This is a genomic window from Ensifer sp. Root954 (assembly GCF_001429005.1).
GTDB classification, from domain to species: domain Bacteria; phylum Pseudomonadota; class Alphaproteobacteria; order Rhizobiales; family Rhizobiaceae; genus Ensifer; species Ensifer adhaerens.
Genome location: NZ_LMJM01000049.1, coordinates 14,120 through 38,884, shown reverse-complemented (window position 1 = coordinate 38,884; position 24,765 = coordinate 14,120). Strand labels below are relative to the sequence as shown.

Below are 24,765 nucleotides of genomic sequence, written 5' to 3'. Positions count from 1 at the left end.
GAAAGCTTACGGTCTTTCACGCATCCGCATCACTATACATTCGTTTAGCGGGCCGTTCGCGGCGCGGAGCCGGTTGTCGTTCAGGACAGGCGATGCATGCATCCTAACCACGGCGGCCGGAAAAGAGGCGTGGTCGATCATTTCCGTCTTTTAGCTCCCGCCGAGACCTCACTGCAGAAGTTCCGACTTCCTTACGAGGTCGCTGAAGGTCCGGGCCTGCATCTTCTTCATAGCGCTTGCGCGATGAAGCTTGACCATGATTTCGCTGATTCCCAGTTCGTATGCCGCCTGTTTGTTCATGAGACCTTCGGTGACGAGCTTCATGACCTGCCTCTCACGTGGGGTGAGACTGGCCGCGCACTGGCGGGCATGCTTTCTCCTTAGAGCCATATCCCGCTGCTTTTTTCCTTCCTCCATGGCTGCGGCGACCGCACAAAGTAGGTCGTCCACCACGAAGGGTTTCAACAGGAAATCGACGGCTCCCGCCTTCATGGCGGTGACGCTCGTCGGGACGTCTCCATCGCCGGTCATGAAAACGATTGGAAGTTCGAAGCCTGCATCCGACAGTTTCCTTTGATACTCGATACCGCTCATGCCTGGCATTTTCACATCGAGCAACAGGCACCCTACGGCCTCTGGATCGCCCCTTTCGTCGAAATCCGCAGTGTCGACGAACGCTTCGGCCGGTATTCCGGAAGAGCCAAAGAGTTCAAGCAGCGCCGAGCGAATTCTCTCATCGTCGTCGATGATGTGGACCACGTTGACGTCGGTGGCGGTTTCGATGGGGTTTGAACGTTCGGGCATCGCTTAGCTCCCTTGATCGTCAAGAACCAACATCCGCCCATTTTATCCGCCGTGGTTTTGCTGGCTATAAAACGAAGGTTTGCCCTCCCGTGGGTTCGAAGACCGTTCCGTATGTTCCGTCAGCACTCGATGGTTTGCAGTCAGACGCTACAAAGCGAAACACACGGTGCGATCGCCCGAAAGGTGACCTCGATCAGCTGTTCGGGAAATGCCAGGCGGGAAACACCAATCAGGTTGCTCGCACACTCCGGAATCTCCGCTCCATACATTTCCTTGCGGACCCTGCCAGCGGCCGCAAACGCGGCGTCCACATCGAGTACGTAGAGTGTCTCTTCGACCACGTCGTCGAGTGAAGCGCCGAATTCGGCAAGGACAGTGACGGCATTGGCGTAGGTCTGCCGCATCTGCTCTTCCATGCTCGAAAAATCGACTGGTCTTCCGGCAGGGTCCAGCCTTGCCGGGGCCACGAGGTTGCCGGCCCTGTCGTGGCTTAGCTGTCCGGAGACATAGATGATGCCTTTAACCTGCACGGCCTGGGAATAGCCGTAGGCTTTTTCCCATGGCACACCGAAGTTTGCGGTCCGTTTGATCGGGGAACACATGAAATCCTCCATTCCTTCCGGGCGGGCGGTGGCCTCAACCGCTCATTTCCGTTTCAAAGTCCGGTCGGTTAGACCTCTCATGACGTCGCTCTACCAATACGGCTGGGCCGGCCTTGCCGAAAGTAAACTGAAGTTTGGCTATCCAAATGCACTTGGCATCGAGGAGCAGTTCGCCGGAAAAATGCTCCCGGCGGCCGGCGGCGGATTTGCGGGCACTTCTGAGTGTGACGAACCCCCACCGTCTAGTGGAAAAAGGGCGCCTGAGGCGCCCTTTGACACGCTACTTGGTGATGAAGCTGAGGATGTCCTGGTTGATGACGTCCGCGTGTGTGGTCGCCATGCCGTGAGGGAAGCCCTTGTAAATCTTGAGGGTGGAGTTCTTCAGGAGCTGAGCTGAACGGGGGGCGGAAATCGCGAGCGGAACAACCTGGTCGTCATCGCCATGCAGCACCAGCGCCGGCACATCGATCATCTTCAGGTCTTCGGTAAAGTCGGTCTCCGAGAAGGCCTTGACGCCAAGGTAATGGGCGTTGGCGGCTCCCATCATCCCCTGTCGCCACCAATTGTGGCTGACCGCTGCGGACGGCGTGGCGCCTGGCCGGTTGAAGCCGTAAAAAGGGCCGTTTGCGATGTCGTGATAGAGCTGCGCCCTGTTGGCCGCAAGGGCCTCGCGATAGCCGTCGAGCGCCTCGATCGGAAGCCCCTCGGGATTGTTCGGCGTCTTCAGCATAAGCGGTGGCACGGCGCCGATCAGGACGAGCTTGGCCACACGCCCCTTGCCGTGACGGGCGACGTACCGGGTCGCTTCGCCTCCGCCCGTCGAATGCCCGATATGGATCGCGTTGCGCAGATCCAATTGCCGCACGAGAGAGGCCACGTCGGAGGCGTAGTGATCCATGTCATGGCCACCGCTCACCTGCTCCGATCGCCCGTGGCCACGACGGTCGTGGGCAATGACGCGATAGCCTTTTGCGAGGAAGAAGAGCATCTGGTTGTCCCAGTCATCTCCGCTCAATGGCCAGCCGTGATGAAACACGATCGGCTGCGCGTCGCGCGGACCCCAATCCTTGTAAAAAATCCTGGTCGAGTCTTCTGTCGTTACGTATCCGTGACCGGGTTGCTCGGCTGTCATGGCCATTCCTTTCTGTGCTGGTCGTGCCGCATCAAATGGTGGTTTCGGGCCGCGATGCTGAGCTCTCGAAGCGCGGTCCTGCGGTGGGCGCCGTCGTTAACGGAGGACCGTTTCGACGCCCTGCGGGACCCTGTTTCTCCGGGAGTAACGGCCGGCATGCGACGTGAAGACGCTAGCAGTTGGCGTATGGCGGGAAAGGTATACCTTGGTTTCGGCGACCATTCGCGGCCGTTCAAGGGCCTGAACGTCAACGCGATGTCTCGGGACTTTAAAGTCGCAGGGCATGGACCTCAACGGCAGTTTCTATGCCCTCGAGCACGTGTCGCCCGAGGTGTTCGGTCTGCTCGTGGCAGGCTGCCGCGTCCACGAATTCTCCCGAAAGAAGGACGGGACGGCGCAGGCGTTTGGTCAGCGCCTCGAGCTTGAAGGCCCTGTTGACGGCTGACCCGATCACGGTGAAGTCGAGACGGTGTCTTGAACCGATGTTGCCATAATTGACCTTGCCGAGGTGGACGCCCATGCCGAAGCGCATTCGGTCGTCCTGCGGCCAAAGCCGGGATGCCGCCTGATACCCCTCCTGGACCGCCGCGATGAGGTGCATGCAGGCCTGCGGCCGGTCCATGGGAAAAACGGCGAGCAGACCGTCTCCGATGAACTTCAGGATTTCTCCGCCATGCTGTTCGATCGGCTCTCCGACAGCGTCGAAGAAGCCGTTCAAGATTTCGATCAGCTCGTCACGCGGCAATCGGTCCGACAGACGGGTGAAGTCCCTCAGATCACAGACGAGAATTGCTGCATTGATCGTGGCGCCCGTCCCTCGTCTGGTTGCGCCACGCAACACTTCTGCAGAGGCATGCGAGCCGACATAGGTGTCCAGTAACGTGCGAGCCAGCTGGCTCTTGACGCGGATTTCGGTGACGAGGGACAGCCAGGGCAAAAGCGCGTCGAACAGTTCCAGTTCCTCTGCGCAAAAGCCACCATGCCGGTCCGTCGCAAAGGTGAGGAGGTGGCGGCGGCCCTGCGTATGATCGAGAGGCCACGCGGCGTAGTCCGTGTGGCCGGCGTGCTTCAGTTCTTCGTAGACCGCAAAACGATGTGGACCGACGATCTGCAAATTCTGCCGAACCCGCAGCCCGCTGACGATCGCCAGTTGAAAGGGGCTGCGAAGGAAGGCGTCGGTTGCCTCGACGTCATAAGCGATGGTCTGGATGTTGGCGGTCGATTGTCCGCGCACCCATGTCATGCGCGTACCCAGCCATTGTGGATGGTGCACGCGCAGATGAAGCGTTGCTCTGCTCAGCGCGACGCGGCAGCGCACGAGCCGACCGCAGAGCTCGGCAAAAACCTTCTCTGCCAAGGGCTCGTCGCGGATCCCGGTCGCGAGCCAGTGCAAAATCTGCTCGCGCATTTCAGTTTTTAGCTCCAATCCCATGGCCTCAACATACGCGCTGATGTGACCGCGAGAGACGTATACGAGCGTTTGAGGAGGGCAGGCGCGGTGCAGAGTGCGAACCCCGAGATGTTTGCCCAATACGCCTCTGTTTGCGGTCCGGCCTGATCTGCTTGGCGATCAGCAGATCAGGTCGCTGTATTCCGGATGCTGAACGGCATAGTTGGCCATGAACACGCATCGGGGCGCGACCTTCTGTTGCCGCTCGCGCAAGATGGCAAAGAGGCCGTTCGCGAGCTTCGTGGCAAATCCTGCTCCAGAGTATTCGAACGGCACCTCCGTGTGGATCAGCACCAGCACGCCTGCCTCCATGCGATAGTAGGCGGCTGCAATCGCATCCGCGTCGATGGAGAGTTCGAAGCGGCAATTTTGGGGATTATCGAGTACACGATGCGGCAAGTTTAATCTCCTCGCTGCTGTTGCAGCCATCGACCCGCAGGCCCCTTCAGGCTGGACCGTGGTCTTGTGCCGACGTTGCAATCCAACCAGGTCAACGGCCGATTGATGCCTCACGGCGCGCCGTGGGCAGCAATCGACCGGTTGTTATTAATTAGAGCAGTCGTCTGGTTCGCTCCCGACGGAAGCCTTCCGTCAGTAGTCCCACCAGGCCGGAACGAAGCGGTAAAGGTCGCCGGCGGTCGCTACACGACCGACCGATGGGAACGGCATGTGCGTGGAAACCAGCCAGGAGCCGGTCTCTGCAAGTTCTTTCATGAGCCGCAGTCGAACGCGGGTCGCTTCTTCGGGGTCGTGTTCGAAGCCGTTGTGCCACTCGGGGTGGTCGAAGGAGACGGGGAACAGGGCGTCGCCGCCGAATATCAGCCGCTCGCCGCCGGACGAAATCCGCACCACGCTGTGCCCGGGGGTGTGACCACCGGTACGGGTGACCACCACTCCCGGCGCCACTTGCGCCTGCTGGTCAAAAGTCCGCAGATGGCTGCGATAGGCATTCAGAAACTCAAGCGACGCTTTGCGCGCGAGATCCGCGAGCGCCGGTGGCATGGCGGTAAGCGAGAAGTCGGGCGCCTGCCAGAACTTGGTCTCGGCGGCGCACACATGGACGCGAAGATCCGGGCGCATCCGTTCCTTGACGCCTTCGACGAGGAGCCCGCCGACATGGTCGAAGTGCATGTGCGTCAGCACCACGTCGGTCACGGCGGCGAGATCAACGCCGGCGGCCTCCAATCGATGGACAAACTGTCCTGCCCGCGGGAAATCGGGATACTCCTCGCCCAGACCGCTGTCGATGAGGATCGTCTGGTCGCCGCTGCGCACGACAACGGCGTTCAGCGCCCAATCGAAGGCAACCTTTGAAAGAAACCTGTCGTCGAGCCAGGCGCCCCGCACCTTGGGGTCGGCGTTGGTGGCCATCGACTCGGCCGGCGGGGTCAAGATGCCATCGCTAATGACCAAGACGTCGATGTCACCAACCCGTACCGCATAGCGTGAAGGAACCAGCTCATCCGGTGCGGCTCTTTCCTGCGGAATAATCTTTAGGGAACTCGTTTGAACATTCGACATGATGTGCTCCTGTCGTCGCGGTTGAAATATGTCGGTCAGGATTACATCGCGGAGTCTAGATTCCGGTCTTTTGGCGGTCGAGCTACACCTGAGTATGGGACCACTGCCCGTCCCCGGGCGCCGTGAAGCGAGTCCAGCTCTTTCAGCAGCGCGTCATGCGCGCGTGTTGCCCCGGTCAGCGGTGGGTGGAGTGGGTCTCCCCAAACCTGCGTATAGTTTCAGCGGTCCAGTCAATTGCCTAGGCTAGGTCCGGTATGGGCAGGCGGCCGTTGCTCGGCCCGAGACATCGCGAACGCGATGATTGGCGCACCCGCAGGCGGATTGCACTCCATGACAGCCAAAGAGGTTAAATTGATCGCCCTGTCCGGTGCGCAGCCACTGTTGGACGTATCGGAATACTGCCGGCGCGCGGGCATCTGCGAAGCCGAAGAGCGGAGACTGCTTTTGCTCCTTGGGCGACAGGCGTCCTGCCACGAACTCCAGATGAATATCGTAGAGCGGCGAATGCGTGCACGCTAGCGACCCGTCACAGTTGCCGTGCCGAACACACGCCCCAGAACCTGTGGTGGTCCAGGCGCTGGACAATTGCACGGCGCGCGCTCGTCCATTGCGCGCCGCGAGCGGCCCTGGTCACTCCGGCAAGCCTGCAAACCGCAAGCCGACGGCAAACCGCTTGAAATCGTCTGGTCGATGGATCGGCAGCCAATCGCGCAGATTGGAAACACACAAGGCCGGATCAAGTTGCCGCAGGCGCTCCATGTACCGCCTTGCCTCGTCGGGACGACCGGCAAGCGCATGGCTGGCTGCGGCAAGTGCGACCGCGGCCAGCAGGCTCGGCAGGTTCGCAAGTGCCTTCTCGGCCCAGACCACCGCATCGTCGTAATTTCCGGAAAAGAAATGCGCGATCGCCGTTCCCGTCTGCATTCGGAACATCTCCGGATCGAGTGGGCTCAGGCGAACGGCATGGGTCAGATCCTTGATCGCGCTCTCCGTCTCTCCCCGAAAGACGCGCAGCACGCCACCCAGAAACCACGCGAGCGCGAAATTCGGATTGAGCAGCCGGGCCCTGTCGATCAAAGCGATGCCGGCGTCGAGATCGTCGGCGAGATGGCCGAGCGCATGCCCGCCTCTCGTGAGCGCCACGGCGTCGTCCCGGCCAAGCTCGACCGCGAGCCGCGCCAGTCGTGTGCCTTCCGCGATCTCTGCCGTGCGGTCGACCATCCAGCCGTTGAGCTTGCGCCAGAAGAAGCACCAGGCGGCGCCGCCATAGGCTGCGGCGAATTCATCGTCGAGCGCAATCGACTTGTAAAAGAGAGGCAGTGCCGCCTCGAGCGCCTCGCGGGTGCCGCTGTGCAGTTTTGCCATGCCGCGAAGATAGTAGTCGTAGGCGTCGAGGCTTTCGGTCGGCTTGCGCTTGGCGCGTTCGATCTCGATCCGTTCGAGTTGCGGCGCGATCGCGCCGACAACGCTTTCGGCTATCCCATCCTGCAACTCGAAGATGTCGTCGAACGTGCCTTCGAAGCGCTCGGCCCAGAGATGCGCTCCGGTCGTGGCGTCGACGAGCTGGCCGGTGATGCGGACCTTGTTTCCCGATTTGCGCACGCTCCCTTCCAGTACGTAACGCACGCCAAGTTCGCGACCGACCTCGGCCGCCTCCACGGTCCGGTCCTTGTAGGTGAAGCTCGAATTGCGTGCGATGACGAACAGCCACCGAATGCGCGAGAGTGCGGTGATGATGTCCTCCACCACCCCGTCCGTAAAATACTCCTGCTCCGGATCGCCGCTGAGGTTCTGAAAAGGCAAGACGGTTATCGAGGGTTTTTCGGGCAAGGGGAGCGCCGGCGCCGGCACGCGTGCCTCTCCATCATTGTGATCGGCGACGCTCAAACCTCGCGCAGGGGCCTCGTTTCCAACGTCGACAAGGTTGACATCGCCGACGAAGCGGAAGCCCTTGCGGGGGATGGTGCGCACCAGATGCTGGTCTTCGCCGTTGTCGCCGATCGCCTTGCGAACCGCGTTTATGTGGCTGGTGATCGTCGATTCCGACACGATCCGACCGCCCCAGACGGCGAGCAGAAGATCATCCTTGCCGACGACTCTTTCTCGATTTTCGATGAGATGCACCAACAGGTCGAAGACCTGCGGACCGACGGCGACAACCTGCCCGCTGAGCGTCAATTCCCGGCGTTCCGGATCGAGCCGATAATCTGCGAACTTGAATTGCACCTTGAGGTCTCCTGGACGACTTCCCCGGCTGGCGATTGCCATCCGCGGATAACCAACACGCCATTGCGTCGTTAGAACATCCCGCCACGATCACACAATCGCTTGGACGGACAATCAAGCTATCCACAAGGGTAATTCAAGACAGGCCCAAGGACTTCCCTGGAGCATAGGGGCACTCTCAGCGCAGATCGACAGCAATGGTGCGGTCGAGAAAAGCAGAGTGAACCCATGAAGATCGTCGTCATCGGAGGCACCGGCCTTATCGGATCGAAACTTGTGAAGAGCCTGCGCGAGCGCGGACACGACGTGCTCGCTGCCGCACCAAATACTGGCGTCAACACGATCACGCGTGAAGGTCTGGCCGCGGCGATGGATCGGGCAGATGTCGTCGTCGATGTCGCCAACGCGCCGGTTTGGGACGACAAGGCTGTTCTCGAATTCTTCGAGACGTCGGGGCGCAATCTTTTGGCAGCGGAAGCTGCAGCCGGCGTTCGCCACCACGTCGCGCTGTCGATCGTCGGCAGCGAACGGTTGCCCGACAACGGCTATTTTCGAGCGAAGATCGCCCAGGAAAGCCTCATCAAGGCATCCGGTATTCCCTATACCATCCTGCGGGCCACGCAGTTTTTTGAGTTCGTCGGCGGCATTGCGCAATCGGCGACGGTCGACGGCGAGGTTCGCCTTTCGCCGGCGCTGTTCCAGCCTATTGCTTCAGACGACGTTGCCGCGGCACTTGCCGATGTTGCGCTCGCAGCACCGGTCAATGGAACGATCGAAGTTGCCGGACCGGAAGCCATGCCGCTCGATGAGGTCGTCAGGCAATTTTTGCGGGCAACAAAGGATGACCGAAAGGTCGTTCCCGACGTTCACGCTCGCTATTTCGGCGCGCTGCTGGATGACCAGTCGCTGACCCCCGGCAAGAACCCGCGGCTCGGTGCAATCCGCTTCGACGATTGGGTCGGCCAACAGGTCGGGCTTTGAAGTCGCAAGGACCGATATCCGCAAGGTGGTGGCGTCCGAGCGGCGCGCGGCCCTGACATCCTCCTGGCAGCGCGGCCGCTTCGCAGCCAACCTATTTCAACGGGAACCGAGACAATGGATACGCTCGAGCACAAGATTGCCACCGCCACGGGACGCGCCTCGACCGGCGTTGCCGAAAAGCGATCCAGCAAACGAAAGAAGATTGGCATGCTCCTATGCCTTAGCGCCGCGGTGGCCATTGCCGGCGGCTGGGCCTGGGCCCGTCCAGGCGACGAAGTATCGACGGATAACGCCTATGTCCGTGGGGACGTGACGTCGTTGGCGCCGAAGATCGCCGGCTATGTCGTGGCCGTCGAGGTTCAGGACAATCAAAGTGTTCGGGCGGGACATGTGCTTTTCCGGATCGATGACAGGGACTATCGGGCTCGTCTTGCTCAGGCGGCGGCCAATGTCGAAGCTGCCAGGGCCCGGCTCGTCAATGTCGATGCCGAGACAGAGCTTCAGCACGCCCTTATTCGCCAGGCCGAAGCCCAGAAGCTGTCGGCCGTCGCAGAGATGAATCTCGCCGCCAAGGCATATGAGCGCCGGCGCGAACTGATCCGCAGCAATACCATCAGCCAGGCGCATGTCGACGAAAGTGATGCGGCGCGGTCGAAAACGCAGGCAGGCGTATCTGCGGCCTTGGCAACGATCGAGGCCCAGAAGCAACGCATTGCCGTCCTTGCGGCGCAGCGTGAGGCCGCCGTCGCAGCCGTGGCCCAGGCCGAGGCTGCGCGCGACCTTTCCCAGATCGACCTCGAGAGCACGGTCGTGCGTGCCCCGGTTGGTGGCGTCATCGGCAACCGCCAGGTTCGTGTCGGCCGTTTCGTCGCCCCCGGCACTTCCCTGCTCGACATCGTTCCGGTCGACGACGTGTGGGTTGTCGCCAATTTCAAGGAAACGCAACTCGAGCACCTCCAGCCGGGTCAGCGTGTGCGGATCCGGATCGACGGGTATCCGGGGCAAGTCCTTGAAGGCACGGTTGACAGCTTTGCGCCCGGGAGCGGTTCAGCCTTCAGCCTGCTGCCGTCGGACAATGCAACCGGCAACTTCGTTCGCGTCGTCCAGCGGGTGCCGGTCAAGATCCGATTTGGCCGCAGCCCCTTGACTGGACGTCTCGTGCCCGGACTGTCCGCAAGGGTCGACGTGGATCTCGGGAGAGGGTCATGACCACGCACCTGCCCGCCACGATAAATCGCGAGGCGTCTGCACCAGGCACGTTGCTTGTCGCCGGCATCGTGCTCGCGGCGTTGACGGAGGCGATCGCCAGCACTGTTCTTTCGCTCGGCCGCGGCGACATCATCGGCGACATCTATGCGACGCCCGACGAATTCGCCTGGCTCGACGTCGGCTACACCGCCTTCAAGCTCATCGGCTTCATGGTCGCCGCTTCGATGCTCAACCGCATCCGGCCGCTCAGTCTCATTATCGGTTCGACGCTCATCATGGGGCTCGCGTCCGGGATGGCGTCCGCGACGACGTCGCTCAATCTCTTGATTGCCCTGCGGGTCATTCAGGGGCTTGCCGGCGGTGTCCTTCTCGTTGCGGGGCAGACCACCATCTTCTTTGCCTTTCGGAGCGCCCATCAGCCAATCCTTCAGGCGCTGTTTGCCATGGGCGCGGTGGTCGCACCCGCCACGCTCGCCCCCGCGCTTCAGGGGTGGCTGCTCGACAGCCAGTCCTGGACCTGGATCTTCTACTGCAACGTCATTCTGTCTCTCGGCGCCGCCGGACTTCTCTTGATGGTCGAAGATCCGGCACCCGCCACGACGAGGCAACGTCCCGTTGACTGGGTCGGTCTCTCACTGATTTCGGTCGCGCTTTTCTGCTTCAGCTATGTCTTCAGCCAGGGAAGCCGCTGGGACTGGTTCGAAGAGCCGCGCATTCTTTGGCTCTCGGTGGCTGGCGTGGCCTCGATGTTCCTGTTTCTCGGGCAGCAGGTGCTGCGCAAGGGCACCGGCCTCCTCGACTTCACCCTGTTCAGATCGGACGATTTCGCCTTCGCCTTTATCGTCAGTTTCGTCGCCGGCGCGGCACTTTTTGGCAGCGCGTTCCTGATCCCGTCCTTCGCCGTATCCGTTCTGGCCTTCACGCCGACCGATGCGGGCCTGCTTCTTCTGCCGAGCGGCGCTCTCTTCGTCGGGGCCCTCATCCTGGCTGCCTTCCTCATGCAGGTCCGTCGGCTTCCTCCATTCGCAACCGTTCCCTTCGGTATCCTGCTGATCATGCTTGCCATGTGGATGCTGTCCGGTTCGACGAGTGAAAGCGGTGCCGCCGACATGATGGCCGCAATCCTTTTGCGCGGCCTTGGCCTCGGTTTCCTGTTCCTGTCGATCACGCTGATTGCCTTTACCAATCTCGACAAACGAAACCTCGCCTCCGGGATCGGGCTGTTCAACACCGGTCGCCAGCTCGGCGGCCTTGTTGGCGTTGCCGGGCTTCAGACGCTTATCGACCACAACGTCGCTGCAAATGTCGCGGTCCTGGGCGCGAGCGTCAATGCGGGAGGTCAAGCCGTCATCGAGCGTCTGGCCGCAACGACCGCCATGCTCGCGGCACGGGGCATGGATGCCGTTCCCGCCAGCCGGGCCGCGATGGCGCTTCTCGGCCGGACCGTTGCCGGGCAGTCTATCGTGATCGCCTTCGACACGGCGTTCAATGCCGTGGCACTGCTCTTCGTCGTCGCCGCGCCCATGCTCGTGGCCATCAAGGTCGGGTTGGCCCGGCGCGCCAAAGCTCGCCAGACACCCGCCGACCGTTGACCGAACGGGCCACCTAAACCGAGGTATAGCTCGACCCTCGATATCGCTCGAACCTAGAGTCCAGGCCGTGAACTGTGAAAAAAGCATTCTTCGATCAGGCAAACAGGAGGGCGTCATGTCGCCGCTAGAAGCAAGATCTCTTACGAACACGACCTTGGAGCCTGCCCCGCCCGGTCGATCGGCTCCGGAAGAGCTGGTTCCATCGCGCTATGCCGTGCGGGTCGGTGACATTGAGGTGCTGGTGGTCAGCGATGGCGTGCTGCCATTGCCAACCACGATGTTGGGACACAATGCCGACGCCGCCGATCGGGCAGCCTGGCTCGACGGCATGTTCCTGCCGACAGACGCCTTCGACTGGTCGCTGAACGTGGTCGTGGTGCGAAGCGGCGCACAGACCATTCTCATCGACGCCGGGCTTGGCCTGGATCCGGACCTGAACCTGCCGCGAGCAGGCCAATTGATCAGGCGGCTGACGGCTGCAGGCATCGATCTTGGGTCTGTGACCGATGTGGTTCTCACGCACATGCACATGGACCATATCGGCGGATTGCTCGTTGATGGCGTGAAGGAGCAATTGCGTCCGGACTTGCGGATCCACGTCGCCGCCGCCGAGATCAAGTTCTGGGAGGCGCCTGATTTCTCCCATGCGGTCATGCCGCAGGGTTTCCCGGATGCGCTGAGGGCAACTGCCAAGCGCTTTGCGAACGAGTACCGCGACCATCTTCGACCGTTTAAGGACGAGTGCGAGGTCGCGCCGGGCGTGGTCGCTGAGCGCACCGGCGGCCATACGCCCGGGCACTGCGTGGTCCGCGTGGCCTCGGGAGGCGACCGGCTGATGTTTGCCGGCGACGCCCTGTTCGCGGTCGCCTTCGACCACCCCGACTGGTACAACGGCTTTGAACACGACCCCGAGGAGGCGGCTCGCGTTCGGGTGCGTCTCATGAAGGAACTGGCCGAGACAGGATCGTCGCTGGTGGCCACGCACCTGCCTTTCCCGTCCGTTGGGCATGTGGCGATCGATGGCGATCGCTTCCGGTGGGTTCCGGTGTTCTGGGACTACTGACGTCTACAATTGCGCGCGTGGCGTGCAAGAACCATCGGTTCGGGGTGCAACAAGGGCGGGTTCGCCCTTGTCCTTATCAGAACAAGGCGCCACCAGCCGGCTGTAGCGGAGGGAGAAACGCCGCCTCGCCAGGGGAGTGGGAATGGACCAGAAAACGCAATTGTTCCCCGTCCTCGTTTGTGTTCTGGGCATTGCCGGAATTGTCGTCTGGCATCTGCAGGGCAGGGCGCGCCCCACGGCGCGGCTGATCGTGCAGATCGCCTTCTTCGCGTCGATGACGGCGGCGCTCGCCTACAGCGACCTCAACCCGTTTCGCTACGACCGGACCGATCTCGACGGTGCACAGACACTGCTCGTGGCGGCAAAGACCCTCTGGTGGGTTCATCTCTCCTGGGCGGTGATCGGGTTCGTCCGGCTTTATCTTGTCCTCGATGGCCGGCCGCGAGAAGCACGATTGATCCAGGACCTGGTCGTTGCCGTCGTCTACCTCGGCGTGCTGCTCTCGATCCTTTCATTCGTCTTCGGCGTGCCGATCGGGGGCTTGCTGGCGACTTCGGGCGTCATTGCGATCATTCTCGGTCTCGCATTGCAGAGCACGTTGGGTGATGTGTTCTCGGGCATAGCCCTGACCCTCGGCCGACCTTATGTCCTTGGTGACTGGATCTGCCTCAGTGACGGAACGGAAGGGCGGGTGGTCTCAAGCAACTGGCGTTCGACGCATCTACTGACCGCAGCGCACAATCTCGTGGTCCTGCCGAACAGTGTTCTGGCAAAGGTGGGGCTGACCAACATCAGCCAGCCGGACGAGAACCATCAGATCATTGTCTCGGTTCGCGTGGCTCCGACGCGTATGCCGCACATGATCGTCGACGTGATGCATGCTGTTCTCGACAGTTGCAATGCGATCGTGAAGCAGCCCGCTCCCATTGTCGGACTGGTGGGGATTGATGCCAGCGCGATCACCGTCGAACTCCAGTTTAGGGTCACCAGCCCGGCACAGCGCGGCGCGGCGCGCAACGAAGTCATCGACCTCGTCTATCGGCATTGCAGGGCGAACGGCGTGCAACTGGCTTTGCCTGCCGGGAGCCTGCTCATAAAGAACCCTGACAGGTCCGACCCGCAGCACGCCGTCGCACCGGCGCAGGACCTGATCGACGCGATCCCGATTTTCTCCAATCTCAGCCAGGAAGAGCGCGATACGCTTGCAGCCGCGGCGACGCCGCGCAGCTTTGCCGTCGGCGCCGAAATTGTCAGAGAAGGCAGGTCGTTCGAAAGCCTGATGATGATCAAGAACGGCGTGGTGGCGATGAAGAGCGGCGATGTGGAAATCGCGCGCCTCGCCCCCGGCGATTTTTTCGGCGAGGACGGCCTGCTGGCCGGAATAAAGGCGAAACACGACCTCCATGCCGTCACCCGCCTTACCGTCTATGAAGTCGATCAGGCAGCGTTCGCGCCGCTTTTGTCGAAGCGTCCGGAAATTGCGGAGGATCTGGCAATTCATCTGGCGCAACGCGAGGCGATCGGAGCAAGTTCGGAATTGCCTGCAAACCAGCGCGAGCGACGCAAGCTGGACCTGCTTCATGCCATCCGATCCATCTTTCGAAGCCAGCGTGAAAGCGCGAAGAGCTGAAGCGGTTGCGCGGTGGTTCGGACGCGGGCACGACATCTGCCGAGACAAAATCGCCGCTGCGGCAAACCTACGTATATCTGTTTCTCCCCGGAGGCCGGCCATAGGATCCCACCCGTTGCCAACAACGTGAATGGAGGAGAAATCCATGCGAACATTAGCGATTGGCTTGCTGTTTGCGACGCTGATCACCGGACCGGTAGCGGCCTCCGACGAGCCCTACAATGCCAAGGTGACAGTGGTGTTCGACCACGCGCTTCCGAATGTGCCGGGCAAGAGCATGCGCGGCGTTCTGGTCGAATACGGCCCCGGCGGGCACAACCCGTCACACACCCACCCCAAGAGCGCCTTTATCTATGCGACGGTGATCGAAGGCAGCATCAAGAGCCAGATCAACGACGGTGCCGTGAAAGTCTACAAGACCGGCGAGAACTGGATCGAAGTCCCGGGTGATCACCACCGCGTGAGCGCGAACGCAAGCGACAGCGAGCCGGCAAAGATCTTGGCCGTTTTCGTACTCGATACCACCGAAACGGAGATGGTGTTGCCCGCAAAGTGAAGCCCTTCTTCATGATCGGATGCGGTGATCCATCGACGAGCCCGCAAGGAGCAGAACCATGAAAATCGTTATTATCGGCGGCACGGGCCGCATCGGCTCTAAGGTCGCAGAGCACCTCAGAAATAAGGGCCACGACGTTGTGCAATCGGCGCCGTCCACCGGCGTTGATACGCTGACGGGCGAAGGGTTGGCCGATGTGCTGGCCGGTGCCGAGGTGGTGCTCGACGTCAGCAACTCGCCATCCTTCGAACCGAGTGCCGTACTTTCGTTCTTCGAACGATCGACCGCGAACCTGCTCGCGGCGGAGCGTGCAGCCGGTGTCAGCCACCACGTCGCCCTCTCCATCGTTGGCATCGAACGGTCGCCCGATAACGGCTATTTCCGCGCCAAAGTCGCGCAGGAGAGCCTGATCAAAAAGGGCGGCGTCCCGTACACCATCGTAAGGTCGACGCAGTTCCTGGAATTCCTCGGCGGCATAGCCGACGAGGCAACGGTCGACAGGACTGTCCGTGTCTCATCCGGCGCGTTCCAGCCAATCGCTGCAGACGACGTCGCAGCCTTCGTTGCAGAAGCGACGATCGGCAAACCCGAGAACCAGACGATCGAAATCGCCGGCCCTGAAAAGAAGCCCATGAGCGATTTCATTTCCGAGTATCTGGCAGCCGTCGGCGATAGCCGCAAGGTTGTTGCCGACCCGGACGCCAAGTACTTCGGCACGCGCGTTGATGATCAGGCACTGGTTCCTCTTGGATCCGCCAAACTGGGTAAGCTCGACTTCAGGACTTGGAATGCCAAACACCCTCAGGCCGCCGCTTGAGGTCTTTGCGGAGGGGGCGATGCGGCGACAAAACGCCCACCGTCCCCGACGCGCTTGTCTCTAGTGCGACCACGCACGATCGGATGTTCCGCCCACCGCAGGGCTGACGTCCCGTCGAGGATTTGCGCTTGAAGGGAAGAGGTAAGCCAAGTTTACGGTCCACACCTTCATCGATCATGATAGAAATGGCAGTCGGCGACCGTTCCGAAGCTCGTAAAGGACGGCTCGTGCAAACTTGATGTGCGACATACGGGACCGGCGTCGGCAAATCGCCGGCGCCCATGTTGTGAAATGCAAAGGTGATTTTCAACAAACAGGAATCGGTCGGGAAACCGGGCCATGGCCAATCCTTCAACAGCCTCTGTCGCGTCTGGCGATCCGCTTTCACTTGTGATCGGCGCAACGGCCTGTCAGGTGATTGGTGGCCTCGTTCCGCAGATGTCGCCCTTCGTGGTCGCGGGATTGATTGATGGTCTTGCACTGTCGGAGCGTGACGCCGGTATCGTAGCGTCGGTCGAATTGCTTGCCTTGGCCGTATCGGCGATCCTCATTGCGCCAGTGCTACCGCGGCTATCCTACCGACGTGCCGGGATGTCTGCGCTGGTATTGACCGTGGCGGCTCAAGCCGCCTCTATCGTATCTGATGGATGGACGTCGCTGGTCTTGTCGCGCGGCGCTGCAGGCATCGGCGAGGGAGCGCTCTATGCCATGTCGCTCAGCCTTGTCGCGTCTCATTGCTGCAATCCGGTAAAAACTTTTGGTTTGTTCCAGCTCGTCTGGGCAATCGGCAGCGTGGTGCTGTTCGGCATCGGCGGCGAGGTGACCGCAGCCTATGGCCACAGAGGGATTTTTGCGCTGTTGGCGGGTTTGACGCTGGCCCTATCTCCGTTTCTTCTTCTCATACCGGATCTTCGAGCTCTGAAGCGGACCGCCACCCGGACGCCACCTTCTGTGCCTCTGCTTGGAAGCCTGCTGTTTGCTGCCATTGTTCTTTACGTCGCGGTCTCCGCCGGTCTATTTGCCTTCAGCGGACCGATGGGCGAGCGCATCGGTCTAGACACGGCCGCGGTAGGGTACATTCTCACCTTGTCGACGGTCGTCGGGCTTGCCGGCGCCGGCGCCGCCACGGCACTGAATGTTCGCTGGGGCAGGGCGGTCCCGATCTCCGCATTCTGCCTTGGCTACGTCGTGGTGGCACTCGTCCTTTGCCTCTGGACGAGCCCGGTGGCCTACAGTGTTGCCGTCATCCTGTCCGCCGTCCTTTACTATTTTTCACTTCCGTATCTTTTTGGCCTGGCCGCAGCACTGGACCAGAGCGGGCGCTGGGCGGCAGCAGCGGGGTCGGCTTACCTGCTCGGATTTGCTGCCGGGCCAGTCTTTACCGGCGCAGTGATAGCAGCTTCGGGATACGCAAGCCTTGCAACCGTATGCGTCACCATGACCATCGTCGCCTGGGCCCTTGCCGTTTCCATCGTCGCACGCGCTTTTCACGGAGACCGCTTGGCCGACCGGCTCCGAAATTCGGCAACTTAGGCTGACACCCCTAGTCGGTCGAGGCGACAGGCAAAGTGAATGCCACCGTCGCGCCTAACGCCTCGTTGTTTGCGACCCACAGGCGGCCGCCGTGGGCTTCAACGATCGATCGGCAGATCGGCAAACCCATTCCCATGCCGTTGCTTTTCGTCGTAAAAAACGGTTCGAACACGCGCTCGGGATCCTTGAAACCGCTTCCGGTGTCCTCAACCGAGATCCTGACGGTGTCGGGGTGATCGTGGCTGGACATGATCTTCAGCGAACGCAGTGGGTTCGTCGTGTCCATGGCCTGCATGCCGTTGCGGATCAAGTTTACCAGGACCTGCTGGACCTGAACCCTATCGAGCGAAACTCTGGGAAGATGCTGGTCCAGGGCCAGGTCGATGCGCGTCGTCGTTGCCGCGATTTCATCTGACATCAGATCAAGAACCTCATGGACAAGCCGGTTTACATCCTCGATCGCCCGTTCCTGCGGCTGATGTTTGAAAAGGGCGCGCATGCGGCTGATGACCTCGACGGTCGCCGCGACGTCCAGGGTAATTCGCTCTGCCGCACGCTTGCCTCGATTAACGTTCGGAGGATCGGCCGAAAGCCAGCGCAGGCACGCGTCAGCGTCCGCGGCGATCGCCGCCAGCGGCTGGTTGACTTCGTGCGCAATCGAGGCGGAAAGCTGCGAAAGATTGGCCGCCTGGGTCGCGCGCGCAAGCTTTTCGGCCGAACGGCGCAAGGCAGCCGTTGTTTGCACTTGATCCTCTATGTCGTGGCAAAGGCCGAACCACTGGACGATGTTGCCGTCCTGGTCGCGCAGGGGCTCCGCGCGGCCAGACATCCAGCGATAGGCGCCGTCCGCTCGAAGCAATCGATATCGCATCGAAAATCGCTCCCCGGTCGCAAGACAGCGGGTTAGCTCGGCATAAACGGCGTCGGCGTCGTCCGGATGGAAAATCGTGTCCATGACGGATGCAATGTCACTGACGTTTGACAGGTCAAGACCCAGATAGTCGGCCATGCGCCTGTTAACGAGCGTCGTTGTGCCGTCGGGTGTCAGGCGCCATAGATTGCTTGGAACCATATCGACCAGCAGGGATAGTTCGACGGAACGGGCACGAAGGCTCTCCTCAGCCTTCTTCTGGTGTTCGATGTCGATGGTTTGCCCATGCCAGACGGCGACACGGCCCTGGGCGTCCCTTGAAGGCCTCCCCGATGCGCGAAACCAGCGAAACTCGCCGTCCGCGCCACGCAGCCGGTGAGCGCTGTCGAGCGGCTCGCCCGTTTCCACGCTCCGCCGCCAGGTCGTCGCCACAAAACGTTGATCGTCTTTGTGAATGCGTTCAAGCCATGCGCCGTGGTCTTTCAGGCTGCTGCCGAAGTAGGCGTCCATGCTCCGGTTGCGATAGATGAACCGGCCGGTAGTATCCATCGACCACATGTGGCCGGGTGTGTTGTCGAGAAGATCAAGCGCGAGCTCGGCGATATCGCGAGTATGCTCACGAAAGTGGGCATCTTTCCTCAGTCCATCGTCGTTCGACATCTGTCGCTCCGCAGAAGACGACGGTCAACAAAATGACTGACGCCGAAGCTCGGCGGTGGACCGGCAGCCTTGGTGAAAGAATGGCCGCATTATATCCCGAAGGCCTTCGTTTTCAATCTGACCCACCGTTGGCCGGCGGCCCGTGGTCGAGCGGCGCATAAACGGATGTATAGCTGCCGCACTCGATGCGTTTCCGGCACGATAACAGGCGACCATGTCGGTCAAGAGTGCCAGGCGGAGGATGGAACATCGATGACCCCGCGGTTCAACTACTCCAAGCTTTCTCCCGGCATGGTCAAAGCCATGATGGTGCTCGGCAACGAGATCAAGAATGGCGCGATTGAAGAGAGTATACTGATCCTCGTCGACATGCGGGCGTCCCAGATGAACGGGTGCGCGTTCTGCATCGACATGCACGCCAAGGAAGCGATTATCCACGGCGAGCGGCCGTTGCGCCTCTTCCATATCTCAGCCTGGCGTGAGTCCACGTTGTTCTCGCCACGTGAGCGGGCCGCACTTGCCTGGACGGAAGCGTTGACGAAGCTCGCAGACGGCGGTGTTCCCGATGCAATCTACGACAGCGTGCGGGGTGAACTATCCGAGCAGGAGATTTCCGATCTCACGTTCCGGATCATGGCGATCAATGCCTGGAACCGCATCAGTGTCGCTGCCCGCACCGTTCCTGGTTTCGCCGACAAGGTCTACGGGTTGGACAAGGCCGGTCTCTAGATGGATTTTTATCGGGCAATGGCAGGGCTCCTCATGCTTGTCTGCCTTGTCGGCTGTGCCACGCAGCGTGCCGAGCTCTCACCGCAGACCATCACCACGTCGCCGGCGCCGCAAAGCTCGCAGGCTGCTCGAACGCCACAAGCTTTAGGGGCTCCCGATCTCCTCTACATCACGAACCGAGAGCCGACAGTCGCGTCCGGCAACAGGCTGTCGTACGGTGCCAAGCGTGCCATATTCCTGAGCTTCGGTTCGGTATCGATCCTCCCAAAAGGCAACTCTTCCGCCGGCACGAGCGAATTTCGCGTCGACGCCGTTTCCGAGACTGGCCGGTTTCCGGCAACGCCTTACGGCGTCGTAACGACTGCGAGCGGGCTACGCCGCACGCCTGAGGCCGTCGCGGCACATGAACAGGCTGTCGCATCGCTGCAGGCTGAAATTGCTCGGCGTCTCGCGGCAGCCGGACGCAAGGAAGTCGTCGTCTTCGTTCACGGGTACAACAACAGCTTCGACGATGCCGCACTCGCCACGGACGAGATTTGCCGATCGCTGCAAAACCAGTTTGTCTGCATTATCCTGACTTGGCCCGCCGGAGGCACTGGCGGCTCGTTCTTTGGCTACAACATTGACCGCGAGTCGAGCGAGTTTGCGGTTGCGGACTTCAAGAAGGCCGTTCGCGCCATTGCCGAAACGAAGGGTGTAGAGAGGCTGCACCTGCTGGCGCATAGCCGTGGAACCGATGTGCTCGCAAGCGTCATGCAGCAGCTTGCCATCGAAGCCTATGTCAGTCGATCCTCGCTTTGGCAGCGTTACAAGATCGCGAACGCTGTGTTTTTCGCTCCCGATATCGATCTCGATGTAGCGTCGTCCAAATTGTTCGCCTGGGTCTCGGACCCGGACCTTGCCTTCGGGAGCAAATCGAGGCCAAGCACCTTGCCCTCTCAAGGCTCCCTGCACCTTACGGTCTATTCGTCTCCCAGGGACGAGGCGTTGAAAGCGTCAACGATAATCTCTGGCAGCGTCTTGCGGCTTGGACAGCTTGCCGTCGGCAATCTTCCCAGGGGCAGGAATGAGGCGGCGTCCAAATGGGAAGGGTCGCATATGGGCGGGCTGGTCGATTTCGTCGAATTTTCGGGTGGCGGCGGCTTCATCGGGCACAGCTACTTCTTGTCCGACGCCACCATCAAGACAGACTTGGTTGCGCTCATTCGCGACAGAGCCAAAGCCGGCGATCCACGACGCCAGCTGGTCGAAATCAAGCGCCCCTTCTGGCGAACGTCGGACGCCTCACAGGCAACGCCATAATTGTCTCAGGAGTTTGGCGGGTTTCCGTCAAGCTGCGTTGCATCGCTCCTTTGCCAACCCCGAAGGCACTGGGTACCTTGTGCTACCGCTGATGCATTCATTCAGCCGTCGCCGAAGATTAGCCTGTGGTGCGGATTCCGGCCGGGTGAGCGGCGCCCGAGCGATCTTGGGGCAAGGGGCTCATGTCCGTCTTCGTCAAAAGATTGAGCCGTGTTCTGAAAACCAGTTATCCGAAACTGAGCCTTTAGCGCCGCTTACCTGAACGCGCGATTTCTATGGCGCTCTTGTGTTGGGCATGGCGCGACAAAATTGCCCATTGATGTGCTTGCACGAAAGGGCGATGTGAGGGGTATGCATACGGAAACTTTCATCAGGATATCGCGGCTCATCGAGCAAGCACGCTCCCTTACCCGGAGCCGGCTACCCTGATCCTGTAACGCCGCCATAGCCCCCGCCGCTCCGGGAATCCACTGACCAACAGTGCGGTTCATTATTGACGGAGTGTATCTATGCCCGCGTCTCCAGCCCGCCCCGTTTGCATCGCTTGCAACCGGCACCTTCCCCGTTCTGCTCGCCGTTGCCCGTGGTGCAAGACGCACTGCGCTGCCACCTGCCGCAACTCGTGCGTCGTGCGCGAACGGAGCGCGCATCCGCCAGTTCTCTGCGCGTTTGGCAGGGGGAGCGGAAAATGAAGGACACCAATAAGAACTGTTGCGCCGCTGAGGACGCTGCCCCGGAAGAGATGCAGCAGGTCGGAGCTCTTCCCTGGCGCATCGCCAAGAATGGTGAGGCAAGGATTTTGCTCGTTACGTCGCGGAGCCGCTGGCGGTGGATCGTGCCCAAGGGATGGCCAATGAAGGGTTTTGCGCCCCGCCAGACCGCGTCGCGGGAAGCGTTGGAGGAGGGCGGTGTCATTGGCGTCCTCTCTAAGGCGCCGGTGACGACCTATCGCTACATGAAACGCCTGGATAACGGCGCAAACGTTGCCTGCCGCGTGGCTGTGTTTGGGCTGAACGTGCGCGGGACACTGGTTGATTGGCGGGAAAAAGCACAAAGGCAGCGGCGTTGGTTTTCGCTCGCCGCGGCGGCGGACAAGCTTGATGACCGCGAACTTTCGGAGTTCGTGCGCACCCTGGATGCCGCGTCTGAATGTTTGGAGCCACCGACCGGCGCAACCGGGAAAAAATCGGCGCTCGACGAGATCCTCATGTTGAGGCGCTAGACAAGTGTCGACGTTCCCGCACCTCGAAAAGTATCGGCGGCCAGTTAAGTCCGTCTGCAGCCATAGGGTCAGTCGCGCACGATGAATGCCTGGCGCCACTACCTGCGACGGCAAGAGCGGCGCCAGGAGCCTCCCGGGGTTGATCCCTCAAATGCCGACCTGTCCGGCCAAATCCGCATACAGAGAGAATAAGCAATGAGCTTCAGATACAGTCATACTTTGCCGATCAGCGGCGCAAACAAGCTGCCCCGATTCAAGCAGTGGGCCGCCGAGAACATCCCAGGTATCGCCTTGTCCCTGCCTCCGCAGGTCCCGGTCAAGAGTACCGCCTTGACCGTCCGCCTCAGGTCAGTCGAGGATCGCGCTACACTGATGGCGAGGCTTGAAGGCGTGGATCTCGATGACAGGAAGACCCGCTAGTATCCCCTGTTGTCCACCGCGCGACCGGTGAGACGGTCGAACCGGCGATTGGGACACTGATCGCCGGTTCTGTTCGTTGCATGAAAGTGGTAGCGGTGGTCGACCGCGAAAGGCTGTGCAAACAAAGCCGAAGGAAAAAGCTTCGGTTCCCCCTCACGTCATCGCCCGGAGACGACGTCATCGATATGGCCGGTCTCTGGCGACGCCCCGCAGCTGAGAGGCGCAGACCAGATGCGCTTGCGCGCAGGTTTGCCACGTTGAGGCGCACTTCTCGTCGATTGGCGCGCCTCGGTAACACTTGATCCTGCCGGTGTCCTTGCTTGCGACAAGCCGGAAGCACCATTCAGCTGTCCGCCAGGGCCGTCGGTGGCACGTTAAGCAGCGCGCCTAAGCCCCACGCCTGCCGCCAGTCGCCTGGCTTGCTCCAGGCACGCCAGCTGCTGATCGGCAAAGCGCTCGGCGCTGATTTCCATGATCAGCGTCGTATCGGGAAGGAAGGTCAGCTCAGAGAAGATGTCATCCCAAGCAATGTCGCCCCAGCCGATCGGCAAATGCAGGTCCCCGATGCCGAGCGCGGTTGCTTCCGCCGGATGATAGAAGCGGTTCATGGTACAGGGCAGGCCGAAACTGTCGTGAACATGAAGGTGACCGGTCACCGGAGCCATGGCCCTGAGTTCATCACGGAAATCGAGCCCGCGATGCGTGGCCTCGATATAGGCATGCGAGAAGTCGATGAGTGCGACCACGTTGTCGGAACCGATCGCCCGCACCGTTTCGGCAACCTGGCTCGGGGATTGGCGGTACTGGCCGCTTTCCGTCGTGAAGATGTTCTCAAGCGCGATGCGAACGCCGTAGCCTTTGGCAATCTCGGCCATTTCTGCGAGCGCGTCACGTTCCATCTTGTCGAGGTCAGCGGCGTTCTCGCCGGCGGCAAGCTGTGCTGCACCGGAGTGGTGGACGAGGATCCCCGCGCCAAGCCGGTCGCACAACTCGAGCATCGCTCTTACGACCTTCTTCTGCAGATGATGGTGCTGGCGATCCATGAAGTTGGAGACGATCTGGCCGTGCAGCGATAGCTTGTTGAAAGTGTACCTCTTCGTGATCTCGGCGACGCGCTGGACGCGGTCTTCGATGATGCGGCCGCCGCTGACGATCTCTTCGCCATAGATCCCGATCTCGCAGGCGTCAGCGCCCGTCTCTGCAATCTCACGCAGGGAAGCATCAAGGGTCGAAAGGTCACCCTTGCCCGTCCGGTTGCAGAATCCTACGGCGGAAATGATGTCGTTCATCACGGTTCTCCTGATTTATGAAAACGATCAGACTGCTTGGAGTGTCGGTTGGCTAGCGGAATTGCGGATGGCACGCGGCTCCAGATCGACCTCGATCCTTCGGCCGGTCTCCTTGTCGAAGAGATGCAGGTGCGCGAGCGGCAGTTCCAGGGTGATCCTCTCGCCCGGCCGCACGCGCGTGTGCTCGTCGACTGTGGCCGCGAAGGGATAGCCGTTCAGTTCCGAGTGGATGACGCGGCCGGAGCCGAGCTCCTCGATGAAATCCACCTTGATCGAGACGCCTTCAGGCGCAACGACACATTGTTCGGGGCGGATGCCGACCGTGATCTGCCTTGCGCCCAGTCGGGTGGCCAGACCTCTTTCGATCGGCATCTTCGTACCGCCGAATGTGAGGCAGGCGTTGTCGACGTCGACCACGGCATCGAAAAGGTTCATTGCCGGAGAGCCGATGAAGGATGCGACGAAGATGCTTGCCGGACGGTGATAGATGTCGAGCGGCTGGCCCACCTGTTCGACCACACCCCTGTTCATCACGACCAGCTTGTCGGCCAGCGTCATTGCTTCGACCTGGTCATGCGTGACGAAGATGGACGTTGCCTGGAGGCGCTGATGCAGTTTGCGGATCTCGGCCCGCATGGTGACGCGGAGTTTGGCGTCCAGGTTCGAAAGCGGTTCGTCGAACAGGAACACGTTCGGCTCGCGAATGATCGCGCGTGCCATCGCGACGCGCTGCCGCTGACCGCCGGAAAGCGCCGCCGGTTTGCGATCGAGATAATCGGAAAGCCCCACGATCTTTGCGGTCTCCTCAATCCGGCGCAGGCGCTCCGCCTTTGCGACGCCCGCCACCTTCAAGGCGTAGCCAATGTTTCCCGCAACGGTCATGTGCGGATAGAGAGCGTAGTTCTGGAACACCATGGCGCAGCCGCGTTCGCGCGGTTCGAGCCGGTTCACGACCTTCCCGTTGATCGCGATCTCGCCTGAGGTGATCTCCTCCAGCCCGGCGATCATCCGCAGAAGCGTCGATTTCCCGCAGCCGGACGGGCCGAGGATCACGACGAATTCTCCCGACGCAAAGGCGAGGTCGATGCCATGCAGGGTGGGGTTCTTGCCGTAGGATTTACGCACGGCGCGGATTGCGATGTCAGCCATGAGCGCG

The 24,765-nt window shown here is 61.2% G+C and carries 21 protein-coding genes; 11 read left to right on the top strand and 10 right to left on the bottom strand.

Features of this window, described 5'->3' with window-relative positions:
- Positions 1–168: 168 nt before the first annotated feature.
- The 7 genes from ASE71_RS27985 to ASE71_RS27950 all read right to left on the bottom strand — a co-directional run bounded on the left by ASE71_RS27985 (position 169) and on the right by ASE71_RS27950 (position 7,735).
- Positions 169–804 carry a response regulator transcription factor gene (locus ASE71_RS27985; RefSeq protein WP_060521219.1) on the bottom strand — a complete coding sequence of 212 codons (636 nt, stop codon included), beginning with the start codon at positions 802–804 and terminating at the stop codon, positions 169–171.
- Positions 805–944: 140 nt separating this feature from the next.
- Positions 945–1,406: a RidA family protein gene (locus ASE71_RS27980; protein WP_090427905.1), complete on the bottom strand. Its 462-nt coding sequence runs from the start codon at positions 1,404–1,406 to the stop codon at positions 945–947.
- 280 nt (positions 1,407–1,686) lie between these two features.
- The gene (locus ASE71_RS27975) at positions 1,687–2,538 is read right to left on the bottom strand and encodes an alpha/beta fold hydrolase (protein WP_034791903.1); all 852 of its coding nucleotides are present in this window, start codon (positions 2,536–2,538) and stop codon (positions 1,687–1,689) included.
- Positions 2,539–2,806: 268 nt separating this feature from the next.
- The gene (locus ASE71_RS27970; RefSeq protein WP_244496943.1) at positions 2,807–4,069 is read right to left on the bottom strand and encodes an adenylate/guanylate cyclase domain-containing protein; all 1,263 of its coding nucleotides are present in this window, start codon (positions 4,067–4,069) and stop codon (positions 2,807–2,809) included.
- A 39-nt stretch (positions 4,070–4,108) separates the two neighbouring features.
- Entirely contained in the window at positions 4,109–4,387 is a 279-nt protein-coding gene (locus tag ASE71_RS27965; RefSeq protein ID WP_234852802.1) for a GNAT family N-acetyltransferase, read from the bottom strand.
- Positions 4,388–4,579: 192 nt separating this feature from the next.
- A complete protein-coding gene (locus ASE71_RS27960; RefSeq protein ID WP_060521216.1) occupies positions 4,580–5,509 on the bottom strand; it encodes an MBL fold metallo-hydrolase in 930 nt (309 codons plus the stop codon).
- A 630-nt stretch (positions 5,510–6,139) separates the two neighbouring features.
- Positions 6,140–7,735 (bottom strand): winged helix-turn-helix domain-containing tetratricopeptide repeat protein, encoded by a 1,596-nt coding sequence (locus ASE71_RS27950; protein WP_060521215.1) that lies wholly within the window; start codon positions 7,733–7,735, stop codon positions 6,140–6,142.
- A gap of 228 nt (positions 7,736–7,963) precedes the next feature.
- Between ASE71_RS27950 and ASE71_RS27945 the strand changes: the two genes are divergently transcribed.
- From ASE71_RS27945 to ASE71_RS27910, 8 genes are all read left to right on the top strand, one after another.
- Positions 7,964–8,716, top strand: coding sequence for an SDR family oxidoreductase (locus ASE71_RS27945; protein WP_060521214.1), 753 nt, complete (start codon positions 7,964–7,966; stop codon positions 8,714–8,716).
- A gap of 114 nt (positions 8,717–8,830) precedes the next feature.
- Positions 8,831–9,925 (top strand): HlyD family secretion protein, encoded by a 1,095-nt coding sequence (locus ASE71_RS27940; protein WP_060521213.1) that lies wholly within the window; start codon positions 8,831–8,833, stop codon positions 9,923–9,925.
- Positions 9,922–11,517: an MFS transporter gene (locus ASE71_RS27935; protein WP_060521212.1), complete on the top strand. Its 1,596-nt coding sequence runs from the start codon at positions 9,922–9,924 to the stop codon at positions 11,515–11,517. Before ASE71_RS27940 ends, ASE71_RS27935 begins: the two co-directional genes overlap by 4 nt.
- 115 nt (positions 11,518–11,632) lie before the next feature.
- Complete coding sequence (locus ASE71_RS27930) at positions 11,633–12,580, top strand: MBL fold metallo-hydrolase (RefSeq protein ID WP_060521211.1); 948 nt, start codon at positions 11,633–11,635, stop codon at positions 12,578–12,580.
- A gap of 142 nt (positions 12,581–12,722) precedes the next feature.
- The gene (locus tag ASE71_RS27925; protein ID WP_060521210.1) at positions 12,723–14,210 is read left to right on the top strand and encodes a cyclic nucleotide-binding domain-containing protein; all 1,488 of its coding nucleotides are present in this window, start codon (positions 12,723–12,725) and stop codon (positions 14,208–14,210) included.
- A 145-nt stretch (positions 14,211–14,355) separates the two neighbouring features.
- Positions 14,356–14,766, top strand: a complete 411-nt coding sequence (locus ASE71_RS27920) for a cupin domain-containing protein (RefSeq protein ID WP_060521209.1) — start codon at positions 14,356–14,358, stop codon at positions 14,764–14,766.
- A gap of 58 nt (positions 14,767–14,824) precedes the next feature.
- Positions 14,825–15,583, top strand: a complete 759-nt coding sequence (locus ASE71_RS27915; RefSeq protein ID WP_060521208.1) for an SDR family oxidoreductase — start codon at positions 14,825–14,827, stop codon at positions 15,581–15,583.
- Between the two features lie 339 nt (positions 15,584–15,922).
- Positions 15,923–17,116, top strand: coding sequence for an MFS transporter (locus ASE71_RS27910; protein ID WP_060521207.1), 1,194 nt, complete (start codon positions 15,923–15,925; stop codon positions 17,114–17,116).
- 10 nt (positions 17,117–17,126) lie between these two features.
- Here ASE71_RS27910 and ASE71_RS27905 read toward each other — a convergent pair whose 3' ends face one another.
- Positions 17,127–18,647 (bottom strand): PAS domain-containing sensor histidine kinase, encoded by a 1,521-nt coding sequence (locus tag ASE71_RS27905; RefSeq protein WP_060521206.1) that lies wholly within the window; start codon positions 18,645–18,647, stop codon positions 17,127–17,129.
- A gap of 252 nt (positions 18,648–18,899) precedes the next feature.
- On the opposite strand from ASE71_RS27905, the gene ASE71_RS36290 reads away from it, so the two are divergent.
- From ASE71_RS36290 to ASE71_RS27890, 3 genes are all read left to right on the top strand, one after another.
- Complete coding sequence (locus tag ASE71_RS36290; protein WP_060521205.1) at positions 18,900–19,376, top strand: carboxymuconolactone decarboxylase family protein; 477 nt, start codon at positions 18,900–18,902, stop codon at positions 19,374–19,376.
- An 18-nt stretch (positions 19,377–19,394) separates the two neighbouring features.
- A complete protein-coding gene (locus ASE71_RS27895) occupies positions 19,395–20,678 on the top strand; it encodes an alpha/beta hydrolase (protein WP_244497393.1) in 1,284 nt (427 codons plus the stop codon).
- A gap of 688 nt (positions 20,679–21,366) precedes the next feature.
- Positions 21,367–21,900, top strand: a complete 534-nt coding sequence (locus tag ASE71_RS27890; RefSeq protein WP_082566511.1) for an NUDIX hydrolase — start codon at positions 21,367–21,369, stop codon at positions 21,898–21,900.
- 794 nt (positions 21,901–22,694) lie between these two features.
- Here the strand turns inward: ASE71_RS27890 and ASE71_RS27880 are convergent.
- Together ASE71_RS27880 and ASE71_RS27875 are read right to left on the bottom strand one after the other, a co-directional pair.
- A complete protein-coding gene (locus ASE71_RS27880) occupies positions 22,695–23,609 on the bottom strand; it encodes a sugar phosphate isomerase/epimerase family protein (protein WP_060521202.1) in 915 nt (304 codons plus the stop codon).
- 27 nt (positions 23,610–23,636) lie between these two features.
- Positions 23,637–24,758, bottom strand: coding sequence for a sn-glycerol-3-phosphate import ATP-binding protein UgpC (locus ASE71_RS27875; RefSeq protein ID WP_060521201.1), 1,122 nt, complete (start codon positions 24,756–24,758; stop codon positions 23,637–23,639).
- Positions 24,759–24,765 lie beyond the last annotated feature (7 nt).